General features: G+C 43.9%; 17 protein-coding genes and 1 other RNA gene. 2 read left to right on the plus strand and 16 right to left on the minus strand.

Going from position 1 to position 16,954, the window contains the following annotated elements:
- Window positions 1–62: 62 nt before the first annotated feature.
- The 16 genes from H7J92_RS17685 to H7J92_RS10160 all read right to left on the minus strand — a co-directional run bounded on the left by H7J92_RS17685 (window position 63) and on the right by H7J92_RS10160 (window position 14,890).
- A complete protein-coding gene (locus H7J92_RS17685) occupies window positions 63–770 on the minus strand; it encodes a tyrosine-type recombinase/integrase (protein ID WP_343228086.1) in 708 nt (235 codons plus the stop codon).
- Between the two features lie 6 nt (window positions 771–776).
- Window positions 777–1,037: a hypothetical protein gene (locus H7J92_RS17690; RefSeq protein ID WP_246602796.1), complete on the minus strand. Its 261-nt coding sequence runs from the start codon at window positions 1,035–1,037 to the stop codon at window positions 777–779.
- A gap of 162 nt (window positions 1,038–1,199) precedes the next feature.
- Window positions 1,200–1,561: a transfer-messenger RNA gene (gene ssrA, locus H7J92_RS10095) on the minus strand.
- A 93-nt stretch (window positions 1,562–1,654) separates the two neighbouring features.
- The gene (gene smpB, locus H7J92_RS10100; protein WP_078817931.1) at window positions 1,655–2,122 is read right to left on the minus strand and encodes an SsrA-binding protein SmpB; all 468 of its coding nucleotides are present in this window, start codon (window positions 2,120–2,122) and stop codon (window positions 1,655–1,657) included.
- A gap of 175 nt (window positions 2,123–2,297) precedes the next feature.
- A complete protein-coding gene (rnr, locus tag H7J92_RS10105; RefSeq protein ID WP_221836837.1) occupies window positions 2,298–4,643 on the minus strand; it encodes a ribonuclease R in 2,346 nt (781 codons plus the stop codon).
- Window positions 4,644–4,691: 48 nt separating this feature from the next.
- Window positions 4,692–5,438, minus strand: a complete 747-nt coding sequence (locus H7J92_RS10110) for an alpha/beta hydrolase (protein WP_221836838.1) — start codon at window positions 5,436–5,438, stop codon at window positions 4,692–4,694.
- 61 nt (window positions 5,439–5,499) lie between these two features.
- Window positions 5,500–5,727, minus strand: coding sequence for a preprotein translocase subunit SecG (secG, locus tag H7J92_RS10115; protein ID WP_009498255.1), 228 nt, complete (start codon window positions 5,725–5,727; stop codon window positions 5,500–5,502).
- 120 nt (window positions 5,728–5,847) lie between these two features.
- A complete protein-coding gene (gene eno / locus H7J92_RS10120; protein ID WP_221836840.1) occupies window positions 5,848–7,143 on the minus strand; it encodes a phosphopyruvate hydratase in 1,296 nt (431 codons plus the stop codon).
- Window positions 7,144–7,155: 12 nt separating this feature from the next.
- A complete protein-coding gene (gene gpmI, locus H7J92_RS10125) occupies window positions 7,156–8,682 on the minus strand; it encodes a 2,3-bisphosphoglycerate-independent phosphoglycerate mutase (protein ID WP_221836842.1) in 1,527 nt (508 codons plus the stop codon).
- Complete coding sequence (gene tpiA, locus H7J92_RS10130; RefSeq protein WP_221836844.1) at window positions 8,672–9,436, minus strand: triose-phosphate isomerase; 765 nt, start codon at window positions 9,434–9,436, stop codon at window positions 8,672–8,674. Before tpiA ends, gpmI begins: the two co-directional genes overlap by 11 nt.
- Window positions 9,437–9,447: 11 nt before the next feature.
- A complete protein-coding gene (locus H7J92_RS10135) occupies window positions 9,448–10,635 on the minus strand; it encodes a phosphoglycerate kinase (RefSeq protein ID WP_221836847.1) in 1,188 nt (395 codons plus the stop codon).
- A gap of 133 nt (window positions 10,636–10,768) precedes the next feature.
- Window positions 10,769–11,776: a type I glyceraldehyde-3-phosphate dehydrogenase gene (gene gap / locus H7J92_RS10140; protein WP_221836850.1), complete on the minus strand. Its 1,008-nt coding sequence runs from the start codon at window positions 11,774–11,776 to the stop codon at window positions 10,769–10,771.
- A gap of 66 nt (window positions 11,777–11,842) precedes the next feature.
- Window positions 11,843–12,868: a sugar-binding transcriptional regulator gene (locus tag H7J92_RS10145; protein WP_078817919.1), complete on the minus strand. Its 1,026-nt coding sequence runs from the start codon at window positions 12,866–12,868 to the stop codon at window positions 11,843–11,845.
- Between the two features lie 132 nt (window positions 12,869–13,000).
- Window positions 13,001–13,231, minus strand: coding sequence for a glutaredoxin family protein (locus H7J92_RS10150; protein WP_221836852.1), 231 nt, complete (start codon window positions 13,229–13,231; stop codon window positions 13,001–13,003).
- Window positions 13,232–13,532: 301 nt separating this feature from the next.
- The gene (locus H7J92_RS10155) at window positions 13,533–14,315 is read right to left on the minus strand and encodes a TPM domain-containing protein (protein WP_221836855.1); all 783 of its coding nucleotides are present in this window, start codon (window positions 14,313–14,315) and stop codon (window positions 13,533–13,535) included.
- Window positions 14,312–14,890 (minus strand): LemA family protein, encoded by a 579-nt coding sequence (locus tag H7J92_RS10160; protein WP_078817916.1) that lies wholly within the window; start codon window positions 14,888–14,890, stop codon window positions 14,312–14,314. Before H7J92_RS10160 ends, H7J92_RS10155 begins: the two co-directional genes overlap by 4 nt.
- 425 nt (window positions 14,891–15,315) lie before the next feature.
- On the opposite strand from H7J92_RS10160, the gene H7J92_RS10165 reads away from it, so the two are divergent.
- The gene (locus H7J92_RS10165; RefSeq protein WP_078817914.1) at window positions 15,316–16,056 is read left to right on the plus strand and encodes a metal ABC transporter ATP-binding protein; all 741 of its coding nucleotides are present in this window, start codon (window positions 15,316–15,318) and stop codon (window positions 16,054–16,056) included.
- Complete coding sequence (locus H7J92_RS10170) at window positions 16,056–16,916, plus strand: metal ABC transporter permease (RefSeq protein WP_078817912.1); 861 nt, start codon at window positions 16,056–16,058, stop codon at window positions 16,914–16,916. Before H7J92_RS10165 ends, H7J92_RS10170 begins: the two co-directional genes overlap by 1 nt.
- Window positions 16,917–16,954: the final 38 nt, after the last annotated feature.

The following is a 16,954-nucleotide window of genomic DNA, read 5'->3' on the forward strand; positions in this document are numbered from 1 at the left end:
TTTTATTGTCTAACTAAGTGTAGCCTATCCACTTACATGTTCAATAAGTTTTAGGACATGAATCATAAAAAATCTCTCAAGTTGGTGGCTACTTCTTCAATATCAATATCAAGATACTGCGTTGTAACCGCTAAATCAGAATGACCTAGTGCTTTGCTTATTAGTGCAATACTCGCCCCTCTGTTCAGTAAGTTCTTTGCATACGCCCTTCTAATAGCGTGTGCATTGATATTCTCTAATCCAAATCGTTTAGAGTATTTATTTAGCTGCTTGGAAATAGCACAGTTAGATGATTTACTGGTGTTCATATATAATCCATTTTGCGTAATAAATACATTGCTATTGTCCGTGCCAAAATGGTGGCGGATTCCGTCATTCAAGTTGATTAACATTTTCAACATAGCTACTAACTCTTCATCAATGGGCAGTTTTAAAAACTTGTGATTTTTAAGAGTAGACCCATCAAGACTTAGACATTGATTCTCAACATCTATATGGCGTTCCCTTAACTCTGCAAGCGTCTTAATACGAATCCCTGTCCTATACATCAACTTAATGGCTACCGCATCTCTAAAGCCAATAAAGGAAGTCTGGTCAATCAAGCCAAGTAGCTTATCTATATCCGATTCATTTGCACCTTGCTTAACTTCCTTATCAATTTTGATATGAATGTTATTCCAAAACTTCTCTTTGATCCAACCGTTATTAAAGAACTTACTCAAAACCGCTTTAATTGATTTTAAACGAATTAGCTTAGTTGATGGCTTCACCTCTAATTAATCTAAATAGTGATATAACGAATCTATAGTAATATCTTCAACGTACTGTAATTGATTAACACCTACAAACTGGTCAAATATGTACCTATAGCTTTCTATAGTTCTTTGACGATTTCCCGAAACTTTCATTTGTTGAAATACTGTTTCAAGTGCAGAAGCTATTGTTAAACAATCACGCTTTCTCTCACTAACTATTGACGAGACTACCGCCACATCACTACTCACTGTAAAGACACCATGCTTCCTATTTTTAAACACAAAAAAACCTCCCGATTCATTAGTTGAATTAGAAGGTCGATGAACAATGTTCTATGTAAAATATGTAGGGAATAAAATAGGGATATTCAACAAGAGTTCAACTCCCGTTCAATACCCCCAAACTCCAAAACCGTTGATACCACTGTCTTACACCTTAATCTCATATGGAGACGGTGGGAGTCGAACCCACGTCCAAAGGCTCTGCTACTTCAGCGTCTACGCGTGTAGATTGACTACTTTCGGTTCGCACAGCATTATGCCGTCAATCAAGGCGTCTTGTGTGCTATCCTGGGAATCTCTTCTGACAGCCTCAGGAGGCAGATGTCAGCGTAGCTCACTAATAAGTGAACCTGACGCCTCCACATGAGCGATGGAAACGAAAGGTAGATTCAGTCAGCTTACGCTGCGAATGCTAAGTTGTTGTTTGTTTTGCCAGTTATTATTAACTGTCGTTTCTGACGGAGACGATCCCTCCGACGCGCAGCTCAAGCCCAGACCACCCCTGTCGAATCCGTAACGTCCCCGAAGGAAAGTCCGGAACCCACATCCATTTGTCACTTTCAAATGGCGGGTCGTACTTGAAACTATTTATAGTATACAATAATTCGCGCTCTCAATCAATCTTGTTGCTTTGATTTGAATGCCCGCGCCATATCACGCTTATGTTCTTTCTCTTTCAAGTCCTGTCGTTTGTCGTAGAGCTTCTTCCCTTTACCGACGCCGATCAATACTTTGGCAAAACCGTCTTTCACATACATTTTCAGCGGTACGATTGAATACCCATCTTGTTTCATCTGCCCTACCAATGTACTGATCTGTTTTTTGTGCAACAAGAGTTTCCGCGCACGCAATGGATCGTGATTGTGAATATTCCCTTGTTCGTAAGGACTGATGTGCATATTGGAAATCCATGCTTCATTATTTCGGATTAAAACAAATGCATCCCGCAACTGCACTTTCCCTTTGCGGATCGACTTGATTTCCGTTCCTTTTAACACGATTCCTGCTTCAATCGTCTCTTCAATTGCATAATCATGATTCGCTTTTTTATTGATAGCCAGTACTTTACCGGATCCTTTGGCCATGTTCCATTCCTCCCCTATTTATCAATCACGCCTCGGCGTGATTGCGTCTGGATTTTGGATCACACATATTCGCGATTGCGTCCTTTCAAAATCCATGACATCCGCCGGAGGCATCATCTAATGTCAGCATGTTTTGGCTGACGTCAGATGAAGGCTGGAGTAGATGTCTCCAGCCTTATTTTCTCTTTGGTTTCTTCTTAGATTTCTTCGGAATGCCTTCGTAAAATTTCTTCTTCGGCTTCTCGTACTTCTTATTGCGTTTGTCGCCGTCTTTCTTGCCGCGACTGCCGCCAGCACCTTGTTTCTGCCCTTGGCCCTTACCTTTGCTGCCGCCAGAATGAATCACTTTTGGCGTCTCTTTACGTGAACCGCGGAAATTTTGCTTCATGCCGACGATTTCAAAGTCGACTGCCTGCTCTTCCGGCTTAACCGAAATTACACGCACTTCCACTTCGTCCCCGATACGGAACTGTTTGCCTGACCGTTCGCCGATCATGATCATTTGACGGTCATCGAAGCGATAATAGTCGTCGTTCATGTTTTGTACATGGACCAGTCCTTCTACCGTATTCTCGAGCTCGACGAAAATTCCAAAATTCGTGACAGATGACACGACACCTTCAAATTCTTCTCCGATCTTATCCATCATGTACTGTGCTTTCTTCAACGCATTCGTATCACGTTCTGCGTCAACGGCACGGCGTTCACGTTCAGACGTGTGCTGCGCGATTTCAGGCAAGCGTGCGGACCAGTGGCTGATCGTCGTTTGTGACAAGTCCTTCTCAAATAAATACGTCCGGATCAAGCGGTGAACGATCAAGTCTGGATATCTTCGGATCGGTGCGGTGAAATGCGTGTAGTAATCCGTTGATAAACCAAAGTGTCCTAGACTCTCTTCAAAGTACTTCGCTTGCTGCATGGAACGTAACAACATCGTAGAAATCACCGATTCTTCAGGCAGTCCTTCAATCGATTCGACAATTTCCTGCAATGCGCGCGGATGGACTTGGTTGCCTGTCCCTTTGACTACAATTCCAAAGTTGGTCAAAAACTCGAAGAAGCGTTGTAATTTCTCTTCTTTCGGATCTTCGTGAATCCGATAGAGGAACGGCACTTGCAGCCAGTGGAAATGCTCGGCTACCGTTTCATTGGCAATCAGCATGAATTCTTCGATCAATCGTTCAGAAACGGTACGTTCGACGATGACGACATCTGTCGGCCAGCCTTCTTCATCCACGAGAATTTTAGATTCTTTGAAATCAAAGTCAATTGCGCCGCGATCTTGCCGTTTCTGACGAAGGATTGCTGCAAGCTTCGCCATATCATTGAGCATCGGCACGATTTCTTCATACTTCTTCGACAACTCTTCATCTTGGTTATCGATAATTTCATATACATCCGTGTACGTCATTCGATAATTCGAATTAATGACACTCGGATAAATTTCATGTTCAACCACTTTACCGTTCTGGTCCACTTTCATTTCACACGTCAACGTCAGGCGGTCTTCACCTGGATTCAATGAGCAAATCCCATTCGATAAACGGTGTGGAAGCATCGGGATGACACGGTCCGTCAAATAGACGCTCGTTCCGCGGTCCGCCGCTTCAGCGTCCATCGGGGAATTTTCGGTTACATAGTAACTTACGTCTGATATGTGGACGAATAAACGATACGAACCATCGTCGTCTCTCACTAAAGCGATGGCATCATCCAAGTCTTTTGCGTCTGCTCCGTCAATCGTGATCGTCATATCGTTGCGTAAATCTTTACGTTTGAAGAAATCCTCTTCTTGTACAGTCGTCGGTACACTCATTGCATGGTCTATCACTTCTTGAGGGAATTCTACGGCGATTCCATGCTTATGGATGATGGATAAAATATCGACTCCAGGATCATTTTTATGACCGAGGATTTTCACAATCATTCCCGTTGCAGACTGGGTGTTGTCCGGCCAATGCGTGATTTCAACGATTACTTTATGACCATCGACAGCTTCAAGCGTATTTCCTTTTTCGACAAAAACGTCCATTGGAAGTTTTTTATCATCAAGCAATACGAAGCCATATCCATCTCTTTCTACATACGTACCAACCACAGTCGTCGTTTTTCTTTCAACGATTCTCGTAATAACGCCTTCCCGGCGATCTCCATGTGAATCTCCAGAAACTCGGACCAATACCGTATCGCCATTCATCGCACCATTCACTTCATGCGGCGGGATGAAGACATCGTCCCCTACCACTTCCTCCGGTACGACGAATCCGAATCCTTTCGCATGACCAATAAATTTACCGCGAAGTAAATTCATCTGTTCCGGCAAGCCGTAGCGATTCGTGCGTGAGCGAACGATAATTCCGTTTTGTTCAAGCTGTACGAGCATTTTCACAAGTTCCTTAAATTCTGCTGCTTGCTCTATTCCGAGCACTTCCTGAATTTCATGAACTGTGAGCGGTTTGTAGGATTCTGCTTTCACTAAAGACAAAATCCGATCTTGTAACTCTTTTTCAAATGCGTCCAAACAAACATCTCCTCCTTCTTTACCTACTATTTGTATCTTCCCCTGTTTTTACTCCTGCCAATCAAGTGATTCCAGAAATTGCAGGACTTTTTCGTGAAGCTGTTCTTTTTCCGGACCGAGCGTAATGACATGTCCTGATTCTTCATACCACTGTAATTCTTTGTCAGTGGATTCTGCTTCATCATAAATAATTTGAGCCGAATTCGGATCGATCACTTCGTCCTGAGTTGCTTGAACAACAAGGAGCGGTGTGTAAATTTGATTGACTTCTTTACGAACACCTTCCACCAACGGGCGCATATCGTTCAGTCCCGGCATCGACTTTGTTTTCAAATCCGCTACCTCTTGCTCTATTTGTTCATCGCTTTGTCCCGCGAACTTTTTATAGTCACGTGCATATTTCAAAACGCCTTGATACAGGAGATCTGTCGTTTTCATCGTCATCGGTGCGCACATCGTGACGACACCTTTTAGCGGATATTCAGCCGCGAGCTTTAATGAAAACACGCCGCCAAGAGATAGTCCAGCCACTGCGATTTCTTCGTAACCTGCGTCCTTTAGCTGATTGTAAGCTGCGAGGACGTCTTCCCACCATTGATCAGGATTGGTCTTGATCAATTCTTCAGGCGGTACGCCGTGTCCTTGGTAATGTGGTGCCAATGAAGTATAATTATGCTTTTCCAGGAATCGGCCGAGCATCCGAACATCTGCGGATGTCCCCGTAAAGCCGTGCAAAAGTAATACAGCACGTTTCCCATGTTCAAAGAAAAACGGTTTTGGTTGTGCGATTCGCATGTCATTCGATCCTTTCTACGAAAAGCGCCTGACCGTTCAAACTTGGTCAGGCGCTTGCTTTTTATATTTTCATTATCGCTATTGTTAAGACAAAAAATAATACAGATAGGACAATCGTAGTTCGTTGAAGAACTAAGTCCAATCCGCGTGCTTTTTGTTTACCGAAAAGTTGTTCTGCCCCTCCGGAGATGGCTCCTGACAGTCCCGCACTTTTACCGGATTGCAATAATACGACAACAATTAATGCTATAGCTACGACTACAAGCGATGCTGTTAAAACGGCATGCATGTTTTTCCACCCCCAAAATAGCAAGTCACAACATTTCTATTTTAACAAAGCTATGTCATCGGCACAACCTTTTATCATAATCCAGATGCAAATTGTGCCAGATGACGCTTGCTAGTTCGATTATTTGTTGAGGTTATAAAATGTTTTTTTGCCTAAGTATTGAGCTGTTTCAAATAATTGATCTTCGATACGCAGCAATTGATTGTACTTCGCTACGCGGTCTGTACGTGAAGGAGCACCTGTTTTAATTTGTCCAGCATTCGTAGCGACTGCGATGTCTGCGATCGTCACATCTTCGGATTCACCGGAACGGTGAGAAATCACAGCTGTATAACCTGCGCGCTTCGCCATTTCAATCGCATCGAATGTTTCTGTCAATGTACCGATCTGGTTCACTTTGATGAGGATTGAGTTACCGATTCCTTCTTCGATTCCGCGTGATAGTTTATCCGTATTTGTTACGAATAAATCATCCCCGACCAACTGTACTTTTTGACCGATACGCTCAGTCAATAGTTTATGGCCAGCCCAGTCGTTTTCATCCAAACCGTCTTCAATCGATACGATCGGATATTTTTCGCAAAGTTCTTCATACCAAGCAACCATTTCTTCAGATGTTTTACGAACATCTTCTCCTGCCAGGTAGTAGTTGTTTTGGTCTTTATCGTAGAATTCAGATGAAGCTACGTCCATTGCAAGCAAGATTTCCTCGCCCGCTTTGTAGCCCGCTTTTTCAATCGCTTCGATGATCGTCGTCAAAGCTTCTTCATTTGAAGCTAAGTTCGGAGCAAATCCGCCTTCGTCACCAACCGCTGTGTTCAAGCCTTTTTCATGCAATACACTTTTCAGGCTGTGGAAAATTTCAGTTCCCATGCGCAAAGCATGACGGAAAGATTCTGCGCCGACAGGCATGATCATAAACTCTTGGATATCAACGTTATTGTCTGCGTGCTCTCCACCGTTCAAAATATTCATCATCGGTACCGGCAATTGTTTCGCATTGAAACCACCTAAATACTGATAAAGCGGTAGATCTAAATAGTCTGCAGCAGCATGTGCGACTGCCATGGATACACCCAGGATTGCATTTGCACCGAGCTTGCCTTTATTTGATGTACCATCTAATTCGATCAATGCTTTATCGATCACTACTTGATCTAAAACAGAATAGTTATCTTCGAGTTCTGAAGAGATCACTTCATTCACATGATCAACAGCTTTCAAAACACCTTTTCCATTGTAGCGATTTTCGTCGCCATCGCGTAATTCAACCGCTTCGTATTCACCTGTGGAAGCTCCGGACGGAACAATTGCACGTCCGAACGCACCGCTTTCTGTGAACACTTCTACTTCTACAGTTGGATTACCTCGTGAGTCTAATACTTCTCTAGCTTGAATATGTGTAATGATTGGCATGATGATCTCTCCTTAGAATAATGGTTTGCCGGTCATTTCAACCGGTTGAGGAATTCCTAGCATTTTGAGTAAGGTAGGCGCTAAGTCTGCGAGAATACCGTCTGTCCGCAATGTCACGTCCGGCTGTGTCACGATGACAGGCACAGGATTTTTCGTATGTGCCGTCATAGGTTGTCCACCGATCGTAGTGACTTCATCCGCATTTCCATGATCCGCTGTGATGATTGCTGATCCGCCTTTTGCAAATAGTGCATCGATGATTCTTCCTAGACATTCATCCACCGTCTCAATCGCTTTGACAGTCGGCTCAAGCATTCCGCTATGCCCGACCATATCCGGATTGGCAAAGTTTAGAATGATCGCATCTTGCCGCTCTGCTTCGATTTCTTTAATCAACGCGGATGTTACATCATACGCGCTCATTTCCGGCTTCAAATCGTAAGTCGCTACTTTCGGGGAATTAATGAGGATCCGGGTCTCCCCTTCAAACTCTTCCTCACGGCCGCCACTCATGAAAAATGTCACATGTGGATATTTTTCCGTTTCCGCGATTCGTAATTGCCGTTTACCGCGGTCCGCCAACACTTCACCGACTGTTTTCGTTAAATTGACACTATGGAAAACGACATCCGCCACCACATCCTCACTATAATGAGTGAAGCCGGTGAAATGTAAGTCGGTGAACTTCTTGACACCCGTATCAAAACCGTCGAAACCTGGCTGTGTGAAAGCACGCGACAGTTGAATCGCACGGTCTGGACGGAAATTGAAGAAAATCATTGCATCGCCATTCTCGACAGTAGCTATTGGCTTACCATCTTGTTGTACCACAAACGGCTCAATAAATTCATCATGTATTTCTTCGGTATACGACGCGCTAATTCCTTCTTCAGCAGAATCCACATGTTTTCCGATGCCGTAAACGATCGCATCATACGTTTTTTGAACACGATCCCATCTCTTATCACGGTCCATAGCATAGTATCTGCCGGAAACTGTCGCGATTTGTCCGACACCGATTTCTTTCATCTCTGTTTCTGTCCGTTTGATATAAGGGATGGCTGTCGTCGGCCCAACGTCTCGTCCGTCGAGGAACGCATGCAAGTAAACTCGTTCGACACCTTGTTGTTTAGCTAGTTTCAATAACGCGAATAAATGCTCATAGTGGCTGTGTACGCCCCCGTCGGACAGCAATCCCATCACGTGAAGCGCGGAATTATTGGTCTTGACGTGTTCCATTGTTTCAAGCAATGCCGCATTTTCGAAAAACTCGCCTTCGCGAATGGACTTATCAATGCGCGTCAAACTTTGGTAGACGATGCGCCCTGCCCCGATATTCAAATGACCCACTTCGGAGTTTCCCATTTGTCCTTCCGGCAGACCAACCGCTTCCCCGCACGCAGTCAACGTAGCGTGAGGGAAGTTTTTCCACAGCAAATCAAAGTTTGGAATGTTGGCATGCGCAACAGCGTTTCCGTATTTCTCGTCACGCAATCCAAAGCCGTCCAAAATAATGAGCGCGACTGGATTATTCGACATGAGTTCCAGCCTCCACTAATTGAACAAATGCTTCCGGATCTAGGCTCGCTCCCCCGACCAGTGCGCCGTCAATATGTTCTTTGCTGAGTAACTCCGAAATGTTTTCCGGTTTGACACTGCCGCCGTATTGGATACGTATAGCATCCGCCACCTCTTTCGAGTAGATGGTTTCTACTTTATGGCGGATCGCGCCGCACACTTCATTGGCATCTTCGGCAGTAGCGGTCTTTCCTGTTCCGATAGCCCAGATCGGTTCGTAGGCTATGACGGATTTTTTTGCTTGTTCTGCCGTGACATCGGCAAATGCTTTTTCCACTTGAGCGGAAACGATCGAGACCGTTTCCTTCGCTTCTCGTTGTTCCAACGTTTCTCCGACACATACAATTGGCACAAGTTGATGCTTGTGTGCAGCCACTACTTTTTTGTTGACCGTTTCATCTGTTTCATTGAAATACTGACGACGTTCTGAGTGTCCAAGTATGACATACTGCACACCGAGATCTGCAAGCATGGCCGGGCTGATTTCCCCGGTAAATGCTCCTTCATCCGTATCGTGCATCGTTTGCGCGCCTACTTTGACAGCACTCGTTTCAAAACGCTGCAGCAAATCTGTTACATAAAGTGCAGGTGGGCAAATGACCGCTTCCACTTTATCAGATGTAGTGATTCGTTCTTTGATTTGTTCAGCAAAATCTGCAGCTTGATTGGATAGTTTATACATCTTCCAATTCCCTGCAATAATACGTTTTCTCAAAAGAATTCCTCCTATTCTCGATCTTCTAGTACCGCAACTCCCGGCAATTCCTTACCTTCCATGAATTCCAATGAAGCACCGCCACCTGTGGAGACGTGATCCATTTTATCCGCCACCTCGAACTTTTCAACAGCAGCCGCCGAATCTCCACCGCCGATCACCGTGTACGCAGCCGTTTCAGCCATCGCATCTGCAACGGTTTTCGTACCGTTCGCAAACGGTTCCATTTCAAATACGCCCATCGGTCCGTTCCAAATGACGAACTTGGAGTCTAGAATTACTTGCTTATACCGCTCGGCTGTTTCCGGTCCGATATCCAGTCCCATCCAGCCTTCTGAAATCTCTCCGACTGAGACGGTTTTTGTCTCTGCATCCACTGAAAAAGCATTCGCCACTGCTGCGTCCGTAGGCAAATATAAGTTGACATCTTTGTCCTTTGCTTTTTGGATGAACGACTTCGCCAGCTCTACTTTATCCTCTTCCACTAACGAATCTCCAGTTTGGTGACCTTGCGCACGTGTAAACGTATACGAAAGACCGCCGCCAATAAGTAAATTATCCACTTTGTCCAATAAATTATCGATGACACCGATTTTATCTTTTACCTTCGCCCCTCCAATTATAGCAGTGAAAGGCCGTTCAGGATCAGACAACGCTTTGCCGAGGACATCTAATTCTTTTTCCAGCAAGAAGCCAAGAACTCCGGGTATGTATTGAGCAATCCCGGCAGTGGAAGCGTGTGCACGGTGCGCGGTTCCAAATGCATCGTTAACAAACACATCTGCAAGTTCAGCAAACTGTTTTGCTAGTTCTGCATCATTCTTCTCTTCACCCGGATTGAAACGGACGTTTTCGAGCAGAAGGATATCGCCATCTTTCATTGCAGCGATCGCTTGTTCAACTTCTTCACCTACAGAAGCATCCAATTTCCGTACAGGTTTGCCAAGAAGTTCAGACAATTGCTCTCCAGCAGCCGTCAAGCGCATATCTTCCTTTACTTCGCCTTTTGGACGTCCCAAGTGACTCGCTAAAATGACTTTCGCACCTTTGCCTGTCATATACTCAATTGTTGGGAGTGCGGCCCGAATCCGTGTGTCATCGGTCACTTTTCCTTCTTCCATCGGTACATTGAAATCTACGCGGCAAAAGACGCGTTTTCCATTCAACTCGACATCTCTAACCGTTTTCTTTAACTTCATAGATCTTGTCCTCCTTGCCATAATAAAAAAGGGAAGAACGGGTTTATCCGTTCCTCCCACCCATATTCATTCATTATAATCAATCAACAATAAATTGGCTATGATTTATAAAAGAATCACTCGATTTCTTGGCTTAAAGTCCTTGTTTTTCCATATAGCGAGCCAAATCAATACAGCGCGCAGAGTAGCCGGATTCATTATCGTACCAAGAAATAACTTTTACCATATTTCCGTCAAGCACCATAGTCGATAACGCGTCAACTGTAGAAGAAGCCGTGTTGCCATTATAATCAATAGAAACAAGTGGCAGTTCATTGAAGTATAGAAGCCCTTTTAATTCATTTTCTGAAGCTTGCTTTAACGCAGCGTTCACTTGTTCAGTCGTGACGTCTTGACCGACTTCCGCAACAAAGTCCACAAGGGAAACGTTCGGTGTTGGTACACGTACTGCCATTCCATCTAGTTTACCCTTTAGTTCTGGAATTACTTTTGTTACAGCTGAAGCTGCGCCAGTTGATGTCGGAATCATGGATTCTGCTGCTGCACGTGCGCGACGGTAGTCTTCATGCGGCAAGTCCAAGATGCGCTGATCATTTGTATAAGAGTGGACCGTTGTCATCATTCCACGTTTAATACCGAATGTATCATTCAATACTTTCACGACAGGCGCCAGGCAGTTCGTCGTACAAGATGCGTTTGAAACAATATGGTCCGTTGCAGGATTGTATGTTTCTTCGTTTACACCCATTACAAGTGTTGTCATTTCACCTTTTGCCGGTGCGGAGAGGATGACTTTTTTAGCACCAGCATCGATGTGTTTTTGCAATTTTTCTTTATCGCGGAACACCCCAGTTGAGTCTATGACAATATCTACGCCAAGGTCTCCCCATGGTAAATTAGCTGGATCTTTTTCTGCAAATACTTTAACCTTTTTGCCATCGATCACTAATGATGATTCATCGGATTGTACGTCTGAATCTAATACGCCATGGACGGAATCATATTTCAATAAATGTGCAAGCATCGCTGCATCCGTAAGGTCGTTGATTGCCACTACTTCTACGTCTTCTGTTTTCAACGTCTCGCGCAATACCACTCGTCCAATTCGTCCAAACCCATTAATCGCTAATTTCACTGTCATACTAAATCCCTCCATTTAAGTAGTTGTTTTATAGTTGCCCTTTTACAGGCATTAAATAGCCATAGTTTACATAAGCGACAGCATTTTTTGTGCTGCCCCTTCATCTGTTACTAAAATCGTTTGCGGCGGAGCGCTTGCTAGGTAAGACAATAACGCATCTGCCTTACTCTCTCCCCCAGCTACCGCAAATATTAGTGGTACATTTTGTAAATGTTCCACTTGAATACCGACCGTACGGATCCGATGAACAATTTCACCGTCCCGATTGAAGTAAAAGCCAAAAGCTTCTCCGACAGCCTGTTTATCCATAAGTATTTGCTGTTCATTCTCTGAGGAATTGCGCAGCAACGCCATCTTGGAAGCATTACCGACGCCGTGTATAACACACTCCGTCTTGCTATATAAATCCAACATTTCTTTTGCGGCAGGCTCATGTTGGAATACTGCATGTGCCTCTTCGCTAAGTGTGTCTGGATAATAAAACGCTTTGTATGAAGCATCGCAAGCTTCTGCAAAAGATGCTGCAATCATATTCGCTTGCAAACCAATTTCTTCTCCGACTCCGCCCCGTGCCGCAATGAATTGTAAATCAGACAACTCATCGTTTTGCATGAAAGGAGGTATCGCCGCCACTGAACTGCCACCTGTCACGGCTACTACTTTAAAGTCATTGATTTGAGTACGAAATTGCTTGGCTGCATGCATACCGAGTAGTTTTTTTGTCAACTCGGAGCGATCCGAGTCACCTTCCACTATATGGACTTCTTTAATGGAAAGTCGCTGCGAAAGTTCATTTGCAAGTTGTCGCCTGCCCGATCGTTCTTCTATCGTTTCATGCAAGAGGAAAAGTACTTCTACACCTTTTGGGGTAATGGTTACACCTTCTTTAGCCACATCCACTACACCTTGTTCTTTCAATAATTCAAGCATCGTTCTAGTTTCACGTTCGGAATAGCCGGACATCGAACTCAATGGTCGTCTGCCAATCGGTCCTGCAAGCTTGATGAGTTTCAGCAAGTGATACCTTTGTTCAATTAACGATGGAAGTTCAGGTACAAGTGCTAGTTGCGCATCGATAAATGATAAGCTCAATCACATCACTCTTTTCAGTGGCGGGTTTTTATTGATCCCAACTAAAATATATTGTCCCACCTGGATTAAAAAAATATTATACATAGAGTATAACATCTTTTAATAATCAATTCAACAAAGAAAGCGTTTTCATTATTCAATTATTTCTAAAATATCAATATAGCCGATATTGCCGTACTTTAAGACGCTTCCATTTTGTTCGAGGACCGGAATCATGAGCATGTATTTTTCATGGGCTTGTTCGTCTTCTTCAATATTGATCGTCTGCCATTCAATCGGATGATCTTCCGCGACCAGCCGAAGCATCCGTTCAGCATCTTCGCATAACCCGCAGTTCGGTCTTGTGTAAAATGAGAATTTCATGTGCTTCACCCCGTAAGTTTTTCTCCTTTTATCGTATAGAATGGATCGTGTCTTCGCAAGGACATTGTTTACGAATATAAAATTGTCTTATGAGCGCTGAGAGCGGCTTTATGATCGTGTTCAGTGATGTTATGAGCGCTTGAAGGTTACGTATGAGCGGCTGATGACACGATATGAGCGGCAACTGATGTTTATGAGCGCTGGAGGATGGTTTATGATCGGCCAGCAAACATTTCATCTACTTATAATGAAAGAAGGCTGTCGGGAAAATCATTTTCCCGACAGCCCTATTGTTTTTCGCTCACCAACTTCTTCCTGCACCGCCACCTCCGCCGGAACCACCTCCGCCAAAGCCGCCGCCTCCAAATCCACCACCGGAACCCCCGCCTCCCATTGGACCCGGGAAGAAAATCGGACCTCCGCTAGATCGGCCGCGCGGACCGCCACCGCCTTTTCCTCCACCGCCTCTAAACATACGATAGAGAATATATAAAATAATGAAGATGACAATGATAGGTGGAAGACCAGGTTCCTCCGAAGATTCAGGGTAATCAACCGGAAGCTCTTCTCCATCCAATCCATATTCCGCAGCGATTTCATTGTAGAATGCTTTATACGCTTCCATTATTGCCAAATCAGGTTGTGGCGGATTTGCTTTTAAATAAGGCATCGCCACTTCATCGATGATGCGTCCCACTTTACCGTCCGGTAGCGCACCTTCCAACCCATAGCCCGTCGTTAGATAAAACTCTCTTTTTATACCTGCCGCTTCATCCTTTTCGGTGGAAACGATCAGCAATGCTCCATTGTCCATACTTTTATCGCCAAGTTGCAATTCTCGGAGCTTTTTTACGGCATACTCTTCCACCGGTACCCCATCAAGCGAATAAACTGTACGCACCGCAAATTCTGCTTTCGTAGCACCCTGTAAACGAATGCCATACTCCCGTAATTCCGCTTCTTGTTGAGGTGACAAAACATCCGCGTCATCCACTATCACTTCCGTAATCGCATGAGCAGGTGCTGCAGTGCCAATCAGGGCGAGTAGCAGCACGGCAACAAACATGCAAAAACGGTTCCTCACTTCGTATCATCCCCAAAATCGACTGCTGGCGGTTGTTGCGCCCCTTCAACCGCTTTGAAATATTCTTTTTCGTCAAAGCCAAAAGTGGATGCAATGACTTTACCAGGGAAACGTTTTACTTTTCGATTAAAGACAGACACTACATCATTGTAATCTTTTCGTGCGACCGCAATTCGGTTCTCTGTACCCGCCAATTCATCCATTAGTTGTTGAAAGTTTTGATTGGCTTTTAAATCCGGATAATTTTCCACGACTACCAGTAGCCGGCTCAGTGCACTTGAGAGCTCTGAATCCGCTGCTGCCTGCTCTTCCGGTCCTTGCGCTCCCGCCATTTTACTGCGGGCGTTCGCGATGTTCTCCAAAACCTCTTTCTCATGAGACGCGTAACCTTTTACTGTACTGACTAAGTTTGGAATTAAGTCCACTCTGCGCTGTAATTGAGTTTCAATTTGTGCATACGACTGATCGACATCTTCTTCTAAATTCACTAATTTATTATAGCTCGGGACAATCATAACAGCTGCTATGACAACTAAAATGATGACGACTATAAGTGGTCCTGTAATTTTCTTCATTCACAATTGCTCCTTTCTTGTCTGGTTAGTATTTACTTACCCTTATTCTTTATCCCGCCAAACGTCCAGTTGATTTCACCTTTTGGAAATTACACAACTTTCCTTGGGTATTCGTCCAATATCCCATTTCAATCCGTGAATATATTAACTACTATATGACGGAGATATTGTGTAAAATACTAAACCTTTTTGTGAACTTTTTTCATTTATACCTTTACAGATTATTTTGAGTAAGCTATACTGTAAAAAGTTGCACGAGGGAAAGAATCTAGTACAAATCATGCACTAGAGTTGCATGAGGGAAACTAATGTTTTATAGTATTTTATAACTTTCAAAATTGAACGATTGCCTGAATAAAATTTTCATTAGTTTTTTATTTAACTAAAAGTTGCACGAGGGAAAGATAATTGAAGGAGGAAACAAGATGGTTGATCCGATAACAGTCGAACACATCAGTGTATCGTATGACGGAAATGAAGTTGTAAAGGATATATCCTTTTCATTTAAAGCCTCAAGTTTAATTGGGGTCCTCGGTCCAAACGGTGCCGGGAAATCAACATTAATGAAAGCCATGCTGGGATTAATCCACAAAGATTGCGGTTCCGTCAAACTTGGCAGCAAGTCTATAGATGAAATGCGCAAACAAATTGCGTATGTTCCACAACGTTCGAATATCGACTGGAGCTTTCCAATTGTTGTAAAAGATACAGTTCTTCTCGGAACTTACCCTAAAGTCGGCTTATTGCGGCGTCCGAAAAAAGCCGACAAAGAATGGGCGATGGAATGTCTGAAGCAAGTTGGCATGGAGGAATTTGCGAACCGACAGATCAGCGAACTTTCAGGCGGGCAACAACAACGCGTGTTTTTAGCACGGGCATTGGCTCAAAAAGCGGATTATTTCTTCTTAGATGAACCGTTTGTCGGTATTGATGTGTCTAGTGAAGAAGTCATCATTGATATATTACGAAAATTGAAGGAAGCCGGCAAAATTGTCTTCGTTGTTCACCACGACCTGTCAAAAGTAAAAAATTATTTTGACGACCTGGTATTAATCAATAAGGAATTAATCGATGCCGGGCCTGTGAACAAAGTGTTCCAGGCGGAAAATATGACGAAAGCATACAACCGACAATTCATGTTCGATGGCTTGGAGGTTTCGATGTAATGGAGTTTATTCAAGATTTAATGACATATGGATTTTTGCAGAAAGCGTTTATCACTTCCATTATGGTCGGGGTTATCTGCGGTGTGATCGGAAGCTTTATCGTACTTCGCGGCATGGCATTAATGGGGGATGCGATCTCTCACGCCATTCTGCCAGGCGTTGCTATTTCGTATATGCTTGGCATCAACTATTTCTATGGAGCTGTCGCAACGGGAGTATTAACCGCTTTTGGAATCGGGGCAATCTCTCAAAACAGCCGAATTAAAAATGATTCATCTATCGGGATCGTATTTTCAGCGTTTTTTGCCCTTGGTATCATTTTGATCACACAAGCAAAAAGTGCGACGGACCTGACACAAATTTTATTCGGTAATGTGTTATCTGTCCGAACTTCTGATATGTGGCTGACATTGGTAATCGGAGCCATCGTGATTCTAGTTGTTATTCTGTTCTTCAAAGAATTGCTCGTTTCCAGTTTTGATGAAACGATGGCTGCAGCCTATGGTTTAAAAACTCGGCTGATTCACTACGGCATCATGTTCTTACTGACTTTGGTGACAGTTGCTTCGTTACAGACGGTTGGAGTGATTTTGGTAGTATCTTTATTGATTACACCTGCTTCCACAGCCTATCTCTTAACGAACCGCCTATCGATCATGGTCGTGCTCGCTTCATTCTTCGGTGCGATGTCTTCCATTATCGGTCTCTATTTCAGCTTTTTATACAACATGCCGTCCGGTCCCGTCATCGCTTTGGCAGCGACTGCCCTATTCGTAGTGGCACTTTTATTCTCACCTAAGCAAGGGATTGTAGTCAGTAAGTTTCGCTCCAAGTCTAAACGCAAGCCGATGGTAAATTAAAGGATCAACCGCCGATGCGGAAAAATAAATATAATTAT

Origin of the sequence: Sporosarcina aquimarina (assembly GCF_019748715.1) — a bacterium.
GTDB classification, from domain to species: Bacteria; Bacillota; Bacilli; order Bacillales_A; family Planococcaceae; genus Sporosarcina; species Sporosarcina newyorkensis.

Coding starts and splice junctions, on each gene's coding strand:
- smpB (WP_078817931.1), bottom strand. CDS start 2,122: ATGGCCAAAGGATCCGGTAAAGTACTGGCTATCAATAAAAAAGCGAAT.
- H7J92_RS10110 (WP_221836838.1), bottom strand. CDS start 5,438: ATGCGAATCGCACAACCAAAACCGTTTTTCTTTGAACATGGGAAACGT.
- secG (WP_009498255.1), bottom strand. CDS start 5,727: ATGCATGCCGTTTTAACAGCATCGCTTGTAGTCGTAGCTATAGCATTA.
- eno (WP_221836840.1), bottom strand. CDS start 7,143: ATGCCAATCATTACACATATTCAAGCTAGAGAAGTATTAGACTCACGA.
- gpmI (WP_221836842.1), bottom strand. CDS start 8,682: ATGTCGAATAATCCAGTCGCGCTCATTATTTTGGACGGCTTTGGATTG.
- H7J92_RS10135 (WP_221836847.1), bottom strand. CDS start 10,635: ATGAAGTTAAAGAAAACGGTTAGAGATGTCGAGTTGAATGGAAAACGC.
- gap (WP_221836850.1), bottom strand. CDS start 11,776: ATGACAGTGAAATTAGCGATTAATGGGTTTGGACGAATTGGACGAGTG.
- H7J92_RS10150 (WP_221836852.1), bottom strand. CDS start 13,231: ATGAAATTCTCATTTTACACAAGACCGAACTGCGGGTTATGCGAAGAT.
- H7J92_RS10160 (WP_078817916.1), bottom strand. CDS start 14,890: ATGAAGAAAATTACAGGACCACTTATAGTCGTCATCATTTTAGTTGTC.
- H7J92_RS10165 (WP_078817914.1), top strand. CDS start 15,316: ATGGTTGATCCGATAACAGTCGAACACATCAGTGTATCGTATGACGGA.
- H7J92_RS10170 (WP_078817912.1), top strand. CDS start 16,056: ATGGAGTTTATTCAAGATTTAATGACATATGGATTTTTGCAGAAAGCG.